The sequence below is a fragment of the Actinotignum urematis genome (assembly GCF_051264595.1).
In the GTDB taxonomy this organism is placed as follows: domain Bacteria; phylum Actinomycetota; class Actinomycetes; order Actinomycetales; family Actinomycetaceae; genus Actinotignum; species Actinotignum timonense_A.
In genome coordinates this window covers 24,468-43,196 of sequence record NZ_JBOZBG010000004.1, presented here as the reverse complement: position 1 = coordinate 43,196, position 18,729 = coordinate 24,468, and the positions used below count along the sequence as shown (strand labels likewise).

Annotated in this window: 13 protein-coding genes; 7 read left to right on the top strand and 6 right to left on the bottom strand. The window is 61.6% G+C overall.

The features are described 5' to 3' along the window. Positions 1-36 precede the first annotated feature (36 nt). From ACRQDJ_RS03425 to ACRQDJ_RS03415, 3 genes are all read right to left on the bottom strand, one after another. On the bottom strand, positions 37-1,446 hold the full coding sequence (locus tag ACRQDJ_RS03425) for an AI-2E family transporter (protein WP_320757410.1): 1,410 nt from the start codon (positions 1,444-1,446) through the stop codon (positions 37-39). Positions 1,447-1,641: 195 nt separating this feature from the next. Further along, a complete protein-coding gene (locus ACRQDJ_RS03420) occupies positions 1,642-2,940 on the bottom strand; it encodes an MFS transporter (RefSeq protein WP_320757409.1) in 1,299 nt (432 codons plus the stop codon). Beyond that, positions 2,937-4,430: a CCA tRNA nucleotidyltransferase gene (locus tag ACRQDJ_RS03415; RefSeq protein WP_407707001.1), complete on the bottom strand. Its 1,494-nt coding sequence runs from the start codon at positions 4,428-4,430 to the stop codon at positions 2,937-2,939. Before ACRQDJ_RS03415 ends, ACRQDJ_RS03420 begins: the two co-directional genes overlap by 4 nt. Positions 4,431-4,466: 36 nt before the next feature. Here ACRQDJ_RS03415 and ACRQDJ_RS03410 point away from each other — a divergent pair, with 36 nt between their 5' ends. From ACRQDJ_RS03410 to ACRQDJ_RS03380, 7 genes are all read left to right on the top strand, one after another. Then, a complete protein-coding gene (locus ACRQDJ_RS03410) occupies positions 4,467-5,006 on the top strand; it encodes an NUDIX hydrolase (RefSeq protein WP_026428902.1) in 540 nt (179 codons plus the stop codon). After that, a complete protein-coding gene (locus tag ACRQDJ_RS03405; RefSeq protein ID WP_301575038.1) occupies positions 5,003-7,615 on the top strand; it encodes a DUF6049 family protein in 2,613 nt (870 codons plus the stop codon). The genes ACRQDJ_RS03410 and ACRQDJ_RS03405 overlap by 4 nt, the downstream gene beginning before the upstream one ends. Positions 7,616-7,651: 36 nt before the next feature. Then, positions 7,652-10,291 carry a protein kinase family protein gene (locus ACRQDJ_RS03400; protein ID WP_284889893.1) on the top strand — a complete coding sequence of 880 codons (2,640 nt, stop codon included), beginning with the start codon at positions 7,652-7,654 and terminating at the stop codon, positions 10,289-10,291. A 176-nt stretch (positions 10,292-10,467) separates the two neighbouring features. After that, positions 10,468-11,442, top strand: coding sequence for a thioredoxin-disulfide reductase (trxB, locus tag ACRQDJ_RS03395; protein ID WP_284889892.1), 975 nt, complete (start codon positions 10,468-10,470; stop codon positions 11,440-11,442). A 123-nt stretch (positions 11,443-11,565) separates the two neighbouring features. After that, positions 11,566-12,297: a YbbN family protein gene (locus ACRQDJ_RS03390; RefSeq protein WP_284889891.1), complete on the top strand. Its 732-nt coding sequence runs from the start codon at positions 11,566-11,568 to the stop codon at positions 12,295-12,297. A gap of 239 nt (positions 12,298-12,536) precedes the next feature. After that, a complete protein-coding gene (locus ACRQDJ_RS03385; RefSeq protein WP_026428907.1) occupies positions 12,537-13,820 on the top strand; it encodes an aminotransferase-like domain-containing protein in 1,284 nt (427 codons plus the stop codon). Positions 13,821-13,847: 27 nt separating this feature from the next. Further along, complete coding sequence (locus ACRQDJ_RS03380; RefSeq protein WP_284889890.1) at positions 13,848-14,867, top strand: D-alanine--D-alanine ligase family protein; 1,020 nt, start codon at positions 13,848-13,850, stop codon at positions 14,865-14,867. A gap of 539 nt (positions 14,868-15,406) precedes the next feature. Here ACRQDJ_RS03380 and ACRQDJ_RS03375 read toward each other — a convergent pair. From ACRQDJ_RS03375 to rsmG, 3 genes are all read right to left on the bottom strand, one after another. Next, positions 15,407-16,825 (bottom strand): ParB/RepB/Spo0J family partition protein, encoded by a 1,419-nt coding sequence (locus tag ACRQDJ_RS03375; protein WP_284889889.1) that lies wholly within the window; start codon positions 16,823-16,825, stop codon positions 15,407-15,409. 12 nt (positions 16,826-16,837) lie between these two features. Continuing rightward, the gene (locus tag ACRQDJ_RS03370; RefSeq protein WP_284889888.1) at positions 16,838-17,779 is read right to left on the bottom strand and encodes a ParA family protein; all 942 of its coding nucleotides are present in this window, start codon (positions 17,777-17,779) and stop codon (positions 16,838-16,840) included. A 285-nt stretch (positions 17,780-18,064) separates the two neighbouring features. Next, the gene (rsmG, locus tag ACRQDJ_RS03365; RefSeq protein ID WP_284889887.1) at positions 18,065-18,715 is read right to left on the bottom strand and encodes a 16S rRNA (guanine(527)-N(7))-methyltransferase RsmG; all 651 of its coding nucleotides are present in this window, start codon (positions 18,713-18,715) and stop codon (positions 18,065-18,067) included. Positions 18,716-18,729: the final 14 nt, after the last annotated feature.

The following is an 18,729-nucleotide window of genomic DNA, read 5'->3' as shown; positions in this document are numbered from 1 at the left end:
GCACTGAACCGGAGTTGCGCGGCGCCGCAACCGCAGCTACCCGCGGATCCCTTTCTTACGACGCCGCGAAATCTTCCGCAGGTCCCGCATCTTGGTTCGCACCTCCGAATCCCGCGAGGTGAAATCACGATAAATTTCCCGCACCGGTTCATCAAGATCGTAAACGCCGCGATCGGCGCGCGTTTCCGCATTCGATTCGGGCACGAGGAAAGCCTCCACCCAGCGCGAACGCGAAGAAGAATCCACGAAAATCGCCTTGATAAACAGGGTGAGCGGAACAGCAAGAATAGTTCCGAGTGGCCCGAGCACCACCGCCCAGAACAGCAGCGACAGGAACGTGACGGTAGTGGATAGTCCCACCGCATCTCCCACGATCTTCGGCTGCAGCACGCCCTGAATCGTGACATTAAGGAAGGTGAAAATCACCAGAATCCACAGCGCGGTGGCCGGCCCACTATCCACCAGGCCCATGAGCGCCGGAGGGATCACACCGAGGATGAAACCAATATTCGGGATGTAATTCGTAACAAAGGTCCACAGCGCCCAGGCCAGTGCCAGCGGAATCCCCAGCCACATCATGACGAAATAATTGAGGGTGGATACCAGCAACCCGAAGAGGGTGGCCACCAGCCAGTATTGGCGCACCCGCCCCTCGAAGGAGGCCAGGGCACGGTAGAGATCCGGATCGTGATCGCGCACGATCCGGGCGCGCGCCGGCACGGACAGCGTGTCGATCGTGATGAAGAAAATCGCGAGCGCCAGCACAAACATGAGACTCCCCACGCTCATGAGTGCCCCGGACGCCTGGCTGAGCAGCGAAATAATCGTGTCCATATTGAGCACGTCAGCCAGGCGCTGGCTGAGCTGATCGGTGCTGAGCCCCAGGCTTTCCAGCCAGGTCATGGTGTCCTGGAAGAGCTTGGTGAATTTATCTTCGTAGCTCATGAGGGTGCGTGGCAGCCCGGCCAGGGACCACGCCGTCAAACCCACCACCGCGAGGAGCACCACCACAATAATGGAGACGGTCAGCGTTCCGGACAGCCACCGCGGCACGCGGTGGCGCAGCAGCAGGCGGTGTATCGGGCGCACCGTCAGCACCAGGGTGAGGGCCAGGAACACCGGCCCCACAAAATCGTGAATGAGGTAGAGACCCACGCAGACGATGGTGAGGAGCGCCGCCGCGTGCAGCAGCTTCACCCCGAAATCCCCGCCGCTACTCCCGTCCGCGCCGCGGCCGGCCTCCGAGTTCCCGGAGCCGCTTTGTTCACCGCTGCCGGAATTCTCCGCATCGCCTGCCCGTACTAAGGTCGACGACGCTGCCCCTCCGGCGCTCTCCTCACCGCCACTATCGCTACCCGCCCGGGAGCCAGCAACCTGGGTGGGCAGGGTGTTAATAGCCTGAGCGATACGATCACGTGGAATATCACCTGGTCGAGTGGCGGCCATAGGATCCTCCGTCCTGGTGGGAGTCCCGGTGGCGGATGCGCGCCGGGTCATTTACTTCTTATCTTGCCAGTTTTCCGCGCCCCGCACGGAGGTCCCGCGCCCCCAGAAAAGTACCGCGCGGGCCGCGGTGGCGTCGTCGTACCGAAAATGTGGCGCCCAGGGTGGAACCGCCGCGGTGCAGCCGAAGCGCTCCGGCTAGAGCTCGACCGGGGTGGGCCGCCCGCCGCTGGAACGCATGAACAGCGCGTAAGAGCCGGCCACGCACCAGACCATGACGATGAGGGCGAGCTGCACCTCGCGCGACCACCCCATGGTCGGTAGCACCAGGATCGCCACCCCGGCGGCGATGCATTCCGAGATATTGAATAGGACGTCGTAAATGGAGAAGGCGCGGCCGCGGAAAGCATCCGCGGTATCGGATTGCACGATGGTATCGACGGCGATTTTGGCGCCCTGCACCCCGATCCCGAAAATAAACAGCCCGACCATCACCCAGGTCAGGTTCGTGGTGACCGCGATGATCGCCTGCCCGGCGGTGCCGCCCACCAAGGCGCACACCACCCACCAGCTTGGGCTCATGCGTTCGTGGGCGAGGGGCGTGAGGATAATCGACATCCCGTGCCCCAGCACCATCATGCCCAGCAGCATGCCGAAGTAGGCGATGCCGGCATCGGCATTGGCCGGGTCGGCGTAGAGATTACGGCCGGCCAGCACGATGGTGATGAACTGCATTCCGTAAACGAAACGGTGCAGGGACATGGTGGCAAGAGCCGCGGCCGGGGTGCGCCGGGCAATAAGGTAGCGCAGCGCCGCCACCAGGTCACGCGCCGCCGCCACAAGTGCGGTGCCGAAAGAACCGCGCGGGCGGGTGTGTGGACCCAGCTCATCGCGCCCCAGCAGACTCGCTACCCCCGATCCGCCCAGGTAGAGCACCAGTGCGCACACCAGCGCCCCCACTTTTTGCATCGCTTCCCCGGGTAGCGCCAAACGCAGGAAGAACGCCAGAATCGCGCCCAGCGCGGTAGAGGCACCCCCGAGGGTCGGCACCAGGGAATTCGCCACGAGGAGCCGCTCGCGCGATTCCACCACGTTCGGCAGCCCCGCGCTCATGCACGCCAGCAGAATCCGGTTGAGCCCGAGGGTGACAAGAGCTAGCACATAGGTGAGCCACACGATATTGGCCAGGGTGGTGACCACCAGCGCCACCGTGAGCCCAGCCCGGATCTGGTTGCCGTACACCAGGATCTGACGGCGGCGCCACCGATCAATAAAAGGGCCGGTAAAAGGCCCGACCAGGGAGAAAGGCAACAGTAGCACCACGAGGGAGAGCGCCACCCCGTGCACATCCGCGCTCGCGGCCGGGTTGAAGAAGAAGAGCGAGGCCAAGCCGATTTGGAACATGCCGTCCCCGCATTGGGTGACGAGCCGAACCGAGAGCAGTTTGAGAAATCCCCGCGAACGGGCCAGGGAGCGCAGATCGCCAACGAGTTTCACTGAGCGTCCCACCATTCCAGCAGGCGCTTTTCGGCTTCCTCCACGCCCAGCGGGCCTTCGTCCAGGCGTAGGGAGAGCAGGTACTGGCGGGCTTTGCCCACCTGCGGGCCGGGCTCGAGGCCGAGCAGCTCCATAATGCGGGTGCCGTCAATATCGGGGCGCACCGCCTCGAGTTCCTCGCGTTCGCGCAGCTCGATAATGCGGCGTTCCAGTTCGTCATTCGCGGCGTGCAGGCGCGCCACCCGCCGCCGGTTCTGGGAGGTGATATCCGCGCGGATGAGGCGCAGCAGGCGCGGGAGGAGCTCCCCGGCATCGCGCACGAACCGCCGCACCGCGCTATCGGTCCAGTCGTGTTCGCCAAATCCGAAAGCCCGCAGGTGCAGCTCGACCAGCCGCGCCACGGCTTTCGTCGTCGTTTTATCAAAACGCAGTTCACGCATGCGCGCGCGCGTCATTTTCGCGCCCACCACATCGTGGTGGCGGAACGTGACCGAACCATCGCTTTCGAAACGGCGGGTGGCCGGTTTACCGATATCGTGGAACAGCGCGGCCAGGCGCAAAATAAGATCCGGCCCGGGCACCTCCTCATCCTCCAGCGCGATCGCGTTATCGACCACCTGGAGGGTGTGCTGGTACACGTCCTTGTGGCGGTGCTGGGCGTCCACGGTATCGGTGAGCGCCGCGATTTCGGGCAGCACGCGCTCAGCCACCCCGGTGTAGACCAGCAGCTCAATGCCGCGGCGCGGGGCGGGCGCGGTCATGAGGCGTTCCAGTTCGGCGCGGATGCGTTCCTGGGAGACGATCTCCAAGCGCTCGGCGTAATCGGCCATGGCCCGCAGCACATCGGGAGCCACATCGAAACGCAGCTGCGCGGCGAAGCGCGCGGCCCGCATAATCCGCAGCGGATCATCATCGAAGGACTGCGCCGCGGTCACGGGCGTGCGCAGCTGCCCGGCGAGGAGGTCATCCACCCCGCCGCACGGATCCACCAATTCGAGGCTGGGCAGGCGCACCGCCATCGCGTTGACGGTGAAATCGCGCCGGGTGAGGTCACCTTCGAGGTTGTCACCAAAATCCACATCGGGTTTGCGTGAACCGATGGTGTACGTATCGGAGCGGTACGTTGTTACTTCGACGACGACGCCACCGCGCCGCGCCCCCACCGTGCCAAATTCCCGCCCGATATCCCAGGTGGTTCCCCACTGGGCGAGGAGTTTTTCGGTGGTTTCCGGGCGGGCGGAGGTGGTGAGATCGAAGTCGTGAATGGGGGCGCCGAGGAAGGCATCGCGAACCGGCCCGCCCACGAGGGCCAATTCTTCTCCGTGATCTGAGAAGATAGAAGCTAGTTGCAAGATGTCGCCCGGGATATTCGCCAGGGCGCGCTGGCCTGCCAGGAGCAGGAGGGCGCGGCGCTGGCCCGGAGGCATATCGTCCGTTGTTGGAGTCTTCGGAGTCTGTTGAGAAGTGGTCACCCTTAAAGGTTGCCACATCTGGGGGCCCTGACCGTTAGTTGTAGTGTTAGAGGTATGTCGAAGTCAGCACCGTTGCCCTCCAAGTTCGGGGGCCGTAGATCCTGGAGGCGCGCCGCTGCCGTGCACCAGGCTTCTGCGCGGCGCCACTCTCTTCCGGTGGTGAACGAAACGAGTGCCGGGGGAATTGTGATCGGGGTGCGCGGCGGGAAGGCCTACGTGGCGGTGATCGCGCGGCGCAACCGCGGCGGGCGGCTGGAGTGGTGCCTGCCCAAGGGGCACCTGGAAGGTAATGAAACACCCGAAGAAGCCGCCGTGCGGGAAATCGCGGAGGAAACCGGGATTACCGGGCGGGTGCTCATGCATTTGGCCACCATTGATTACTGGTTCTCCGGTACCAACCACCGCGTCCATAAAGTTGTGCACCACTTTTTATTGGAGGGGATGTCCGGGCATATCACCGTTGATAACGACCCGGATCACGAAGCGGAAAAAGCCGAGTGGGTACGCCTGGATCGGGTGGCTTCCCGCCTCGCCTATCCCAATGAACGCCGTATCGTGGCCTCGGCCCGCGCGATTCTCGCGGGGGAGGAATGATGTGGCGGGGCGCGCTGGCCGGGGCCGTGGCGGCCTGGGTGCCGCTGGGTGCTGTTGGGTTGGCGGGTGCGCAAGGTCTAGCCGCGCAGGTGGGGCCCGCGCAGGTGGGGCCCGCGCAAAATTCGCCCGCGCATGTTCTTCCCGCGCGTCCGGCGGCCGTACCTAGCGTAGACATCGTGGACGTGGGTGCCCCGGTGCTCGGTAAGGACGCCACCCTCACCCTCACCGCCACCGTGACGAATTCCACCACGGAAACCCGCCATCTCAATTCGGTGTCGCTCTATATCCAGCGCTACGTGCCCTCCTCGCGCAGCGCGGTGCTCAGCTTCATGCGCGCGGAACCCGCCGGCCTGGCCCTGTATGACACCCTCACCCCCGATGCGGATATTGCACCGGGCACCTCCACCCGCGTCACATTTTCGATTCCGAGGGAGCGGATTCCCGCCGAGTGGGGGCCGCGCGGGGTCCAGGTGAGTGCCGTGGTGGACGGGGAAACTGCCACCGACCGTAGTTTTATTGTCACTGCTCCTGGCGACGACGCCGCTCCTGCCCCCATCAGCGCGATTGTGCCGGTTACGCGCTCCCTGAGCGATGTGGGCAGCGCCCCGGCTCTCGAAGAGCAGGTCTACACCAGCCTCACCGCACCCTCGGCCAGCCCGCAGCCGCCGGCTCCTGCGCCGGCTCCGGCTTCAGCTTCGGCAAGCACGCCCACGCCGAGTACTCCGGTCGGCACGCTCGCTTCTCCGCCGGCCGCCTCCGCCACCGCGGGAAGTTCCGCCGCGCCGAGCGCCACATCCGATGCAGACCCGGCAGCGAGCGCCGCGCCTTCCGCGCCGTCAGTTTCGCAGGGGGCGAGTTCCCCAGCTGCGCCGTCGGCCCCAAGTAAAACGCCCACGGCTTCGGCTCCCTCTTCGCCTTCGGGTTCCGCGGCGGAGGCCGGGCAGTTGCCCCACCGCTTGCAGACTTTGAACTATTTTGCGCACCCGGGGGTGAGCGCCGCGGTTGATCCGCTGCTCATCGCGGGTGATCCGGAACGGGCCGCGTTGCAAACTTTTGCGTCCGCGGCCGGGACCAGCGTGTTCTTCGGTTTGGGCGCGGACGTGGATGCCGCGGCGCTCACCCATGCCGCGCGTGCGGATAAGCTCGCTCTGGCGCGGCAGGATGCGGTGCAGGCGGCGCAAACTTCCGGATTTGCGGCGCGGTCCGATATTGCGGTCACGGCGCTGGGGGTGGATCGGGCCACCGCGCGGGCGCTGCGCGATGCCGGGGCCGCGGCGCTTATCACCACGGATGTGGATGCGGAGCACGCCTCCTGGCTCAGCCCGAGCGGGCGGGTGAATATTCCGCTCGCCGCGGACGGGAGTGATACATGTTCGCTCAGTGATGCTCGCGGTGATGTGGAGGATTCCGGGGCGAGTGCCGCGGGCGGCGCGAGTGCGGGCGGCGCGGGCGATGCAAACGAAACCGCCGGTGCTGATGGCGCCGGTGCTAATGAAGCCGCGGCGCTGCGCGCGGACGGCGTGCTCTCCGCCGTGGTGCAGGGCTATTTACCCAGTTCAGACGAGGCAAATATGCTGGCCTCCGGGGGTGGGGAAGGTTTGCCGGAAGCGGCCGGGAGCCGGCTCTCCGCCATCGACGCCCGCCAAACTGCCCTCGCGCTGTCGGCCGCCACCTACCGGGAACTGCCGGCCGCGCCGCGCGCCCAGGTGGTGCTGGTGGATCGGCCGGAAAGTGGAGCGCTGGCGCGGGCCGGAGCGTTGCCGGATCGCGATATTGGGGCCGCACTCGGGGCACTCACGAGCGCGCCGTGGTTGGCGCCCACCGGAGCTGGCGATCTTCTTGATAAGCCGGCCGCCGGGTGTGCCCAGCTTCCCGAGGAGCGCGTGCTGCCTGGCGAGATTTCCGCGGCAATGCTGGCCCGCGGCGATGCGCATGTCACCACCATTTCCACCACCGCTGCTCTTACCCCGGTGCCAGCTAGTATCACCGGGCCGGTCACCCATCACGCCGCGCAATTGGCCGGGGTGGCGCTCCGCGACCACCACGCGCAGCGCGAGGAGCTATCCGCTCAGCTCACGCAACTCGCCGAGGAGATGGCCGGGGCCGTCACGGTCCAGCCCTCCTCCACGATTAACATCATTTCGGAAAACGCGGATTTACCCGTGCACGTGCATAATTCGCTGCCTGTTCCGGTGGGCGCGGTGGTGGAATTGCGCGCCGAAGATTTCCGCATTGTGCCCTCCGATCCCGTTGCGGCAACCATCCCGCCGGCCGCCTCCGTCACGGTGGCGGTGCCGGTGCAGGCTTCCGGCTCGGGGAATGTTACGGTCACGGCTGCGGTCACCGATCCGGTGGGCACCGCGATCGGCGCGGTTCAGGATATTAATGTGCGGGTGCGCGCCGGCTGGGAAACCACGGGGACGTATATTATTGGCGCGCTCCTCGGGGTGCTCTTGCTCGGTGGGATCGCACGCAGCCTGCGCAGCGGGCGGCGTTCGGGCGGCGTCGACCCTGAAAAACATCTCCACAATTTACGTGAGGCTAGCGCGGCGGAAGAAGCCGGGCCGCGCGCCGTCGATAAACTGCGCGAGGAACACGAAATACCATAGGAGTAATGTGGCCGCGAGGCACGGCAAGGAGGAACTGTGAGCGCCATCGGAACCAGGGGCATGACTCTCGCCGGTCGCTACCGCCTGGAGAATTTGTACGAGGAGCAACTCGATATTGCGGGTACCGAGCAGTGGTACGCCGTGGATGACGCGCTCGGCACCGCGGTGCGGGTGCTGCTCATCGGGGATATTCCCACGCGCGCGGATGCTTTGGACGCGGCGCGGCGCACCGGGTTGCTCGATGACGCGCATATCGTGCGCACGCTCTCTGTTGGCGAAAATTTCGTGGTGAGCGAGATTCCGCTAGGCACCTCGCTGACCGGGTACGTGCACGGTGAGGGTTTTGCGCCCGAGCAGGCCAAGGCCGTGGTGTGCGAGCTCGCCGCGATTCTCACCCAGGTTTCCGGGCGCGGTATGCGGCATTTGCGCATTACACCCTCGCGCGTGCGGGTGGGCGATGCCGGCGACGTGTACCTGGACGGCATCGGTATTGACGCAGCTCTGGCCGGTGCGCGCACGGATGAATACGATCCGGCCAGCCTCAATAACGCCGAGGCCGCGGACCTGGTGCTGTTCCTGGCGACCCTGCTCGAGGGCGCCCAGGCGGATGAGACCACCCTCGAAGCGCTGGCCCGCGATGATTCGCTGCCCGACGATATTCGGGAGGTTTTCCGGCGCACCCTTTCCCCGGAGCGCTTGCTTTCCCCCGGGGAGGTATTGCGCAGCCTTGTGCCCTTCAACCGGCCTGACCTGCGGGAATTCCCCGATCCGGTACTGGTGGCGCCACAGCTGCCCGGCGGCGGGGATTCCCGTTTCGGTTTCGACCCGCTGGGCGGACACGTGCGCGGGGGCGCGATTGGCCGCGTCACCTTGGGCTCCAGTCACGTTTCCTTCGGCGCCGAAGATTCTGAGAACGACGACGCCGCAGCTGCCACCAGTGCATCTGGCGAGGCTTCCGAAACCGGCGAGCGATCCGATGATCCTGGTGAGCCAGTCGAAGCCGGCGAACGATCCGAAGCCGATGAAACATTGGAAGCTGATGCGACTCCCGTGGCGCCCTCCGCAGCATCGGCCTCCTCCGCTATTGGATCCCAGGAATTGGATCCCGAGGGCGTATACGGGGCGAATTTCGAGGGCGACGTTGATACTGAATTGGGTATTACCGCAGCTCCGGAGGTGGAGCTCCACCCGCAGTGGGTATCGCCGGAGGAATTCCGCGATGAGGAGGAAACCGAGAGTGGTTCGGAGAGTAGTTCTGAACTTGACTCCGAGAGTGGTTCCGAGGGCGATGTTGAGCCTGGTTCCGAGGCTAGCTCCGTGGCTGGATCCACGACCGGCTCTGAGCTTCACGGCGAGCAACTTCCGGCACAGGATTCCCCCATCGAGGAAACCGAAGTAAACACTGTTTACGCCCATCGTGGTGAAACCAAGACTGAGGAAACTCACCCCATCAACATTGATAGCCACAGTGGTCATGCTGCCGGTGGCGGCGTCGTCGCTCAAGATGCTGCAACGCCGCGGTTCCAGCCGCATTTCCCCTCGCTGCGCGAAGCGGAACGTGAGCTGGAAGAATGCGAACGCGAGGCGGCGGAACACGAAGCCGCTGCGCGTGCCGCTGCTGAACGCGAAGCCGCTCGGCACGAAAACGCAGAACGCGAAGCTGCCGCAGCGGAACGCGAGCGCGATTCCGCTCCCACGGTTGCGATAAACAGTGTTCACAGCAAGGCGAGCCCGCAGCGGCGTTCCATTATGAACGTCGGCGATGAGGAGGATGCGGGCCAATCTGAGCGGGCGAATATAACCACCGCGGCGGCCGGAGCTGCCGTTCCCGCAACCGCCACACCTGCGTCCACCGCTCCTCAGGCGGCACCCCGGATTCACCCGGTTTCGGCAGCCGCGCGCGCGAGCGCAGCTCCGGCGAAAGTCGCTGCCCGCACCCGCGGGGATCGCAAGCCGGCCACCCGGCCGCCCGCTCCTTCGCGTCCGATTATCGCCGATGAAGAAAACGGGCGGGCTCTCGGCTCGCGCATTTTTGATTCCTCCAAGCTCATTGTTGCGGGCGCAATCGGCCTGGTCGCAGTCGCTTTGTACTTCGCCGTGACAACCTTCTTCCGGCCCACGGATGTGTCCACCCGCCCGCCGGTGATTTCCGCCGCGCCTTCTGCCTCGGCCGATGCGCAAGGTTCGGAGGTCCAGGGCGCCCAGCCGGGTGCCAGTGCCGCGCCCTCGCCCAGCTCCGCAACGCCGCAGATCGTTTCGGCGAATCTTCTCAATCCGCAGAAGAGTGAGGCGGATGAGGATTATCCGAAGACGCTCCCGCTGGCCATTGACAAGAATCCGGCAACGGAATGGGCCAGTTGGGAATACCTGCGCAATCCGAAGTTTGGCCTGCTCAAGGATGGAGTCGGGATTGAGTTGCGCTTGGCGAAGCCGTCCACCGTCAAGGAAGTGACCTTGCAGCTAAACGGCCAGGGCGGGAATGTGCAGTGGCGTGACACCACCGCGGATCAGCCTAGCGGTGGCACTGTGGTAACCGAGGGCCCGATGAGCGCGAAAACAACGCTTACTGCACCAACACCAGTAAACAGTGATCACGTGGTGTTGTGGTTCACTGAATTGCCAAAGAATGCGGCCGGGCAGTTCAAGTTGCAGATTTCTGAGATCACCGTGAAGTAAACGGTGTTTACAGAAGGTGTTTACAGCCGGCGTTTATAGGCAGTGTTTACATCCGGTATTTACGGCCGGCCGGGAATAGCCATGTACCCCGGGACGTTGTACCCAATGATGTGCCCGATGGGGAGCGGTGTGCTCGCGCAACGCGGCACGCTCACTCACAAGAACACAGGAGAAATATGACCGAGAGCGATATTCGTGACGTCATCATTGTCGGATCGGGGCCGGCGGGCTGGACCGCCGCGCTGTACACCGCACGCGCGGGCCTGAAACCGCTGGTGATCGGCGGCGCCATCGATGCCGGCGGCGCACTCATGACCACCACCGAGGTGGAAAACTACCCCGGCTTCCCGGATGGAATTTTCGGGCCCGACCTCATGGCCAATATGCAGCAGCAGGCAGAAAAATTCGGTGCCGAAATGGAGTACGACGACGCCCTCTCCATGGACCTGAGCGGCGATGTCAAGATCGTGCGCACCGATGAATCCGAATTCCGGGCCCGCACGGTCATCCTGGCTCTCGGGTCGGCCTACAAGAAGCTCGGTCTGGATGGCGAAACCATGTTCGCCTCCCGCGGGGTTTCCTACTGCGCCACCTGCGATGGCTTCTTCTTTAAGGATCAGGAAATCGCCGTGGTGGGCGGCGGGGATAGCGCCGTCACGGACGCCCTCTTCCTCACCCGCTTCGCGACTAAGGTACACGTGATCCACCGGCGCGACGAACTGCGCGCCTCGAAGATCATGGCGGACCGCCTCCTGGCCGACCCCAAGATCGTCATGCACTGGAACAGCGAAGTCACCGATATTCGCGGGGAAGACGGCGGCTCCATGAACGCGCTCACCCTCCACAACAACGTGACCGGGGAAGATTCGAACCTCGATGTGACCGGCCTTTTCGTGGCCATCGGTCACCTCCCGCGTACGGAAATTCTTGGGGGGCAGCTTAAATTGGACGACGGCGGCTATATCGTCGTGAACCACCCGCACACCGAAACCTCAATTCCCGGAGTTTTCGCCTGCGGGGATGTCGTGGATCGGTACTACCGTCAGGCCATTTCCGCAGCTGGCACCGGGTGCCGGGCGGCTCTCGATGCAGAACGCTACCTGGAGAACCTCGCGGCCCAGCAGGCTGCCGCAGGTGGGAGCGCAGCGTAACTCAGCGCGGGGTACCGCTCATTTATATATGTGGAACCGGCGAGGTGAATATCTGATCCGCCTCGCCGGTTCGCGTTTAGGATGGTGGCTAAGGTTCCCACCCGCCGGCCGGAAGAAGGTGCCATGCCCACGTATCGACCCGAGGTTCCAACCTTGCTGCTCTTTACAGCTTCGTGGGTTCCCTATGATGGGCCAATGCGCGTGATTTTCGAGGAGAGCGTCGTCGACCTTCATCGTTTAGTATCGGACGTAAGCTTCGACGCGTGGTGCGTCAATCTGAACGTTCTCACCCAGCCACCCGTAAGCCCACGGCGCGGCTCCGAAACCACTGCTGCTACCGGAGCGGATGCCGAGATGCAGCACATTCTGCCCGGCGGCGCTCCAGAACATCGGATCGACTTTTCCGAGCTCTCCGCGGAAGTAACCCGCGCAATTCAACATGCTCTGGGCTATGGAGGTATCGATCCCGCGGAAGATGAGCCGGCCGCTGGTGACTTCGCTGATAGTAACCCCGCGAATAGTGATCCCATCGTTAGCGACCCCGCACATACCGATTCCGGCGACACTTGCGCCACAGATACTGGCACTTCCGATTCTGGTGCTTCGGATTCTCGCCCTGCGAATGGTGGCGTTCCAGAAATTCGCTCGGCAAATCCGTGGGAGGAAGTCGCTTCTTTTATCCCGCGGCTCGAGTGGCTGCCGACCCTGCTCCTTGTCTACCAGGGCAAGGAATATGCGCGGTTTGCGGGGCTGGTTCCCAAACTTGAAATCCGCGCTGAACTTATGGCCCAGCTCCCCGGCCTCGCGAGACTTGCGAAAGTCGGGAAACTCGGGAAACTCGCGGCTTCCGAATAAACGCGGTGCTGACACGGGCCTTTCTTTGCGGGTACGCTACTACCCCATAGGACTCACACGTCCGGGCCGGCGATAGTTCCGCGGTCGCGCCGCGGGAGCGCCGCGGTGGTCCCGTGATTGTCTCGTGGCAATACTGTGGTGCCTCGCGATTGAGTGACGCGCGAAGCACACCGGCGGACATTGTTTTATCGCAGCCCCGAGCGTGGCACACTTAGTGTGTTAAAAGAGAAGGAGAACGTATGGGCGAGCAGCACGCCGGTCCCGGATTTACCAGACTTGATCCATGGTACAATGTCTATGCTGATCGAGCTTTAGGAATGAAGCAATCTGAGGTTCGTCAGCTTTTCGCAGTTGCAAATCGCCCCGAAGTTGTATCTCTTGCAGGGGGAATGCCTAATATTAGCGGGCTACCTTTAGACTTCCTCGCGGATATGACCGCGCGACTCATCCGGAACAATGGCGCTAAAATGCTACAGTACGGCGGCGGTCAGGGCACCGAAGAGCTTCGCGAGATGATCGTGGAGGTCATGCGGCCCGAAGGTATCCGCGCCCATCCGGACGACATCAATATTACGACCGGTAGCCAGCAAGCCCTCGATCTCGTTTCCCAAATCTTCATTAACCCGGGCGATGTTGTTATTGCCGAAGCGCCTTCCTATGTTGGGGCGCTGGGAACTTTCCGGGCGTACCAAGCCCATGTGGTCCACGTGGAAATGGATGCCAACGGCCTGATTCCCGAACAGCTTGAGGAAACCATCAAAGATCTGGAAGCCGTCGGGAAGCCGATCAAGTTCCTGTACACCATCCCCAATTTCCACAACCCGGCCGGTGTGAGCCAATCCGAGGAACGCCGCCGGCGCATTGCCGAGATCTGCGATGAGCACCATGTTCTTATCGTGGAAGATAATCCCTATGGTCTGCTTGGTTTCGACGGCGATCCGATTCCGGCCATCCAGACCTTCAACCCGGATGGTGTTGTGTACCTGGGATCCTTCTCCAAGACCTTCGCGCCGGGATTCCGGGTGGGCTGGGCGTTGGCCCCGGCTGCACTGAGCGCGCGTCTCACCCTCGCCGCGGAAAATGCGATTCTGTGCCCGACCACCTTCGGCCAGCTCGCTATCGCGGAATATCTGCGCACCTATGACTGGTATCAGCAGGTCAAGGAATACCGCGGCATGTACGCCGAGCGTGGGCAGGCCATGCAGGCCGCGCTCGAAAAGTACATGCCCATGTGCACGTGGAACAAACCGCGCGGTGGCTTCTATACCTGGGTCAAACTACCCGGCGGCCTCAATGCGCATGAGATGCTTCCCCGCGCGGTGAAGAACCTCGTCGCGTATGTTTCCGGCACTGCTTTCTTCGCCGATGGCCAGGGTACTGACCATATGCGGCTGTCCTTCTGCTACCCCACCCCGGAACGCATTACCGAGGGCGTGCGCAGGCTTGGCGAAGTTATTAGCCAAGAAAATGACCTGGTCCAGATGTTCGGCGTGGATGATTCCTCGCCACAGGCAACGAAATAATTCGATTGCTATCGGTTCTCATCAGTGATGAGTAGAGTGAAGTCCGGAGGGAAAATGGACAATATTCTTACCGTTGCTATTCTTGCCGGTGGTCTCACGCACGAACGCGATGTGTCGCTAAGTTCGGGGCGTCGGGTCGCCACGCTCCTGCGGGAGGCGGGCGCGCAGGTCAAGGTTCTCGATGTTGATGCAACCCTGCTCCAGCGCCTCAGCTCCATGAATCCCACGGTGGTGTGGCCTTTGGTACACGGTGCGACCGGAGAAGACGGAGCTCTTCAAGATCTGCTCTCTCTCAGCGGGTACCGTTTTGTAGGGTCGACGGCGAACGCCGCCCGAATCGCCTCTAATAAAACGGTCGCACAATCGCTTTTGCGCCACGCCGGGCTTGCGGTGCCGTGGTCGGTCAGCTTCCCGGAAGCTCTTTTCCGTGAAGTCGGAGTGGCGCCAATTCTTGATCTCCTCGGAGAACGCTATGAATTCCCGCTGGTCGTGAAGCCGAATTTAGGTGGGTCAGCACTGGGAGTGACCATCGTTGACAAGCCGGGGGACCTTCCCCGCGCGATGGTCGATTGCTTCGCCTACGGGGAAGAAGCGCATGTCGAAACCTTTATCGACGGAACAGAAGTTTCCGTTTCGGTTATTGACGGGGCCGACGGGCCTATCGCGCTTCCCCCGGTCGAAATTGAAACCGATGGTCCTTATGATTACGACGCGCGCTACTTCGCCGGCCGAGCTAAGTACTATGTGCCCGCTCGTCTTTCTGACGAGGAAAAGGCGCGGGTTACCGAAGCTGCACTTACGGCACATACCACCCTCCGACTTCGCGATGTTTCCCGGATTGACCTCATCGTGAAGGACGGTACTCCGTATGTCATCGATGTGAATATTGCACCGGGAATGACGGAGACCTCGCTGCTTCCCCAAGCCGTTGAAGCATATGCGCGGGAGAATGGGACAAGTCCCGAATCACTCTACCTGCAAATCCTGCACCGGGCAGCGAATCGGGATGTCAGCGAGCCGGAAGACCTCCCCGAAATGGCGAAGTAGCAGCATAGGAACTCCAGGCAAGTCTCCACCCGGCGGGCAATGTTTCACGTGAAACATTGCCCGCTTTCGTTTTCGTAATGCTAGGCGCACGTTCAATCTGCGCGATTAGCTCCGTGGGAATTACACATTACCGCCGGCAAAATGCAAATTCGACCTACCCTTCGCGCAATGCAGTATTCGCTGTAGTAGTCACTCAAGCCGCGAGGACTCGAGCTACGTAGATGTGTGCGCCAGGATGTTTCGCGTGAAACATCCTCCGCAAAACTTCACCTATCCGATTCTTCTGTGTAAGCAGCGGTCGAAAAGTAGCCTAATTTCTACTGTCGGTAACAGCACCGCGAACCGCCGCTCCGATCACTCCCCAAACCCCGAAAACCAAAAAACCGGGTCACTAAAATTGCACGAGTCATGCGTGGTTTCTCCGTTAGTTTCCAGCCACACCTGACGGCATCGATCCCGCATAAAGGATCTCTGTTTAAATAAGGAAGCGGGGCAATGTTTCACGTGAAACATTGCCCCGCAATCAAAGGACCCGCTGTCTACTCTTTGTTACTGCCCTCTTCGGGAATTTCTACACCTGTAACATCCGGCGCCAGCACGCTCAAAATACGATTGAGATCCTCAAGTGAACCGAAGTCAATGCGCATGGTTCCCTTGGTTCGGCCCATATCGACCTTCACACGAGTATTGAGCCGGTCGCCCAATTGCGTTGCTACCGAACTCAATTCGTTTTCATAGCGCTTCACGCGCACTCGGCGAACCGAAGCCGGGGTCGATTCATCGCCAAGAGCAACGATCTCCTCAACAGCGCGGACAGATAATCCTTCTGCCACGATCCGCTGTGCCAGCCGCTCCATTGCACCAGCGTCGGCAAGACCGAGAAGTGCACGCGCATGCCCGGAAGATAGCACGCCCGCTGCTACTCTGCGCTGCACCAACGCCGGAAGTTTCAGAAGTCGCAAAGTGTTAGTGATTTGCGGGCGCGACCGTGCAATCCTCTTCGCCAGTTCGTCTTGCGTACATTGGAAGTCCTCAAGTAACTGCTGATAGGCAGCCGCCTCTTCCAAGGGATTGAGGTCAGCGCGGTGCAGATTCTCAAGAAGTGCATCACGGAGCAAATCTTCATCAGAGGTGCGCCGAATAATGGCAGGAATACGCGTCAAGCCCGCCCGCTGGGTCGCCCGCCAGCGCCGCTCGCCCATAATGAGTTCGTATCGAGCATCCGGATGGTTATCCAAAGGCTCACTAAGTGGGCGAATAACAATAGGCTGAAGAACGCCCACTTCCTTAATGGACTGTGCGAGCTCTTCTAAATCGTCATCATCGAAATTCGTACGCGGCTGCGCTCGATTGGGTACGATGACATTGACATCAATCTCGCCGTAGGTGGCACCCGGTACTGCAACAAGGTCATCTTCCGATGTTTCACGTGAAACATTGATCGCCTGCGCTGCATCCGTTTCCGCGACACCCTTAGACTCCGTCGTACTATCAGTCGCTTCAACAACGGAAGTTCCCTCGGTTACCGTAGTGTCCTTAAGACCCTCAACTTCACCAGCCTTCGCCTCGCTTATCACGGCCGGTGATTCGACTACACTACCCGGGATCTCGACAGCTCCATTACTGGCCTGAGTCTTCTTGCTAGCCACCTTCTTCTTAGATGCAGCGGCCGACGGCTTAGAAGCCGTACGCTGAGAACCACCCGATGTTTCACGTGAAACATTCTCACCCGCCGAGCCATATCCAAGATCGAGGGGATTAGCATCATCCTGCTGAGAATCGTCGTGCTGCCGTGAGCTCGCAGCCTCCCGCGAACCCGCATCCTCCGGCGAACCCGAATCCTTCTTCTTCACCGTACCGAAAAAGATATCAATTGGACTCTCGGTATTCTCTGCCTGTTCCGGTGGAATGAGGGCACCGAGCCCACTGCCTAAACCACGCCGTTTACGAGTTGCCACGATGGCTCCTAACTATGAGAGAGCTGAAAATTCTTTTGCCGCCGCAAGATAGGCAATAGCCGCCCGATTCCGGGGATCGTGGGTGAGCACACTCTTCCCAAAGGACGGCGCTTCCGCAGCAGCCACCGACCGAGGAATCTCCGTATGGAGCACTCGGTCACCAAAGTGCGAACGCACTTCCTCAGATACGTCCTTCGCCAGATTTGTGCGGGTATCCACCATCGTCACAATGAACGCCGAGATATGTAGCTTGTCATTGCGAGACGAGCGCACATCCTCAACCGTCTGTACTAATTGAGCCACACCCTGGAGAGCATAAAACTCCGCCTGAATCGGTACCAGCACCTCATCAGCAGCCACCAGCGCACTCACCGGTAACAAAGCCATGCTCGGCGGGCAATCAATAAACACAAAGTCAAAAGCCTTGCCCTGCGCCGCGAAACTATCCATTGTTTCCCGGATCGCGTCGCGCAGAATAGAGTACCGCCCCGGCACCTGGCCTAACTCAAAATCAACGGCTGCCAAAGTAATACTCGAGGGAGCCACATAGAGATTCGGAATATCCTCGAGTTGAATAAGAACATCCTCGAGCCGTGCTTCACCCTTAAAAACTTCGTAAACGTCGTTGCGTTCTTCCTGTGGGCTAATACCCAAACCGGTAGAAGCATTACCCTGCGCATCCGCATCAACAAGCAAGACCCGCATCCCATTGAGTGCCAGCGCAGCCGCCATATTCACGGCAGTGGTGGTTTTGCCGACGCCGCCCTTTTGATTCGTCACTGCAACAACGCGGGTATGTTCCGGCTTCTGGAATTTACTCGCCTTCACCTTCTTGAGGCGCTTAAAATCCTCTCGAAGTTCGCGGGCGATCGGAGTGTCCCGATCCTGTGGTGCAGGCGAAGGTGCCGAACTCGGCGCAGCACGACGTCCAACTTTTTTACGGGGATCACTCATAAATAACGCCCTCCTTACCTCAGAACATTCTAGCCGGTATCAGGCCGTCTCTGTGCCGCCGTCATCTGCATCACGCACGTTATCCACAAGCACCACCCACTACGAACACATGTTCGATACACGCGGCCAAACCAGACTGCGTCCCTTATAAAACCGGCACACTTCCTTTATGAAACCCGACCACAAAGCCGCACAACTAAGTCATGGAAAACCAAGTCCCGAGCAACCAAGTTCCGAAGCCCAGTAACTCAGTAACCCAGCAACCCAGCAACACGCCCGCCTGACTTACGAAGCCTTCTTGAGCACCTCGACCACCCGAGTAGCCTCGTCTGTTCCAAAGGGCACCACAGTATGAACCGCAACCTCCGCAACACCGTAACGCTGCAACTGCGCTGCGGCGTCGTCAATTTCTTGGGCGGCTCGCTCGCCCTTGAGCGCAACCAGGCGTCCGCCGGGTTTGACCAGCGGCATCGTCCACGGCAGTAGTTTCTTGAGTGCAGCCACCGCGCGGGCGGTCACGATATCCGCCGCGAACCGGCCTTTGAGTTGCTCAGCGCGGGCGGTCCGCACCTTGACGTTCCGCAAACCCAGCTCGCCCACCACATAGCGCAGCCATTCGGTGCGCCGCTCCATGGACTCAATCAACGTCACGGTCACGTCCGGCCGCGCAATCGCCAGCACAATTCCGGGGAAACCAGCGCCGGAACCCACATCGCCCACCGTGGCATTCGCCGGGATGAATTCCTCAATAGCGAGGGAATTGAGTAGGTGCCGGGACCATAAACGGCCCAGTTCGCGCGGCCCCACAAGCCCGCGCACCTCGCCCTCTTCTTCGAGCAGGCACGCAAAATGAAGCAAGGTTCCCCATGTCGCCGTGCCGAAATGCTCGGCACCGGCGGCAGGAGGAACCTCGATCATCGGATGTTCTTCCGCCATATATGCGTATTAAT

Coding starts and splice junctions, on each gene's coding strand:
- ACRQDJ_RS03425 (WP_320757410.1), bottom strand. CDS start 1,446: ATGGCCGCCACTCGACCAGGTGATATTCCACGTGATCGTATCGCTCAG.
- ACRQDJ_RS03415 (WP_407707001.1), bottom strand. CDS start 4,430: ATGTGGCAACCTTTAAGGGTGACCACTTCTCAACAGACTCCGAAGACT.
- ACRQDJ_RS03410 (WP_026428902.1), top strand. CDS start 4,467: ATGTCGAAGTCAGCACCGTTGCCCTCCAAGTTCGGGGGCCGTAGATCC.
- ACRQDJ_RS03405 (WP_301575038.1), top strand. CDS start 5,003: ATGATGTGGCGGGGCGCGCTGGCCGGGGCCGTGGCGGCCTGGGTGCCG.
- trxB (WP_284889892.1), top strand. CDS start 10,468: ATGACCGAGAGCGATATTCGTGACGTCATCATTGTCGGATCGGGGCCG.
- ACRQDJ_RS03390 (WP_284889891.1), top strand. CDS start 11,566: ATGCCCACGTATCGACCCGAGGTTCCAACCTTGCTGCTCTTTACAGCT.
- ACRQDJ_RS03385 (WP_026428907.1), top strand. CDS start 12,537: ATGGGCGAGCAGCACGCCGGTCCCGGATTTACCAGACTTGATCCATGG.
- ACRQDJ_RS03380 (WP_284889890.1), top strand. CDS start 13,848: ATGAGTAGAGTGAAGTCCGGAGGGAAAATGGACAATATTCTTACCGTT.
- ACRQDJ_RS03370 (WP_284889888.1), bottom strand. CDS start 17,779: ATGAGTGATCCCCGTAAAAAAGTTGGACGTCGTGCTGCGCCGAGTTCG.
- rsmG (WP_284889887.1), bottom strand. CDS start 18,715: ATGGCGGAAGAACATCCGATGATCGAGGTTCCTCCTGCCGCCGGTGCC.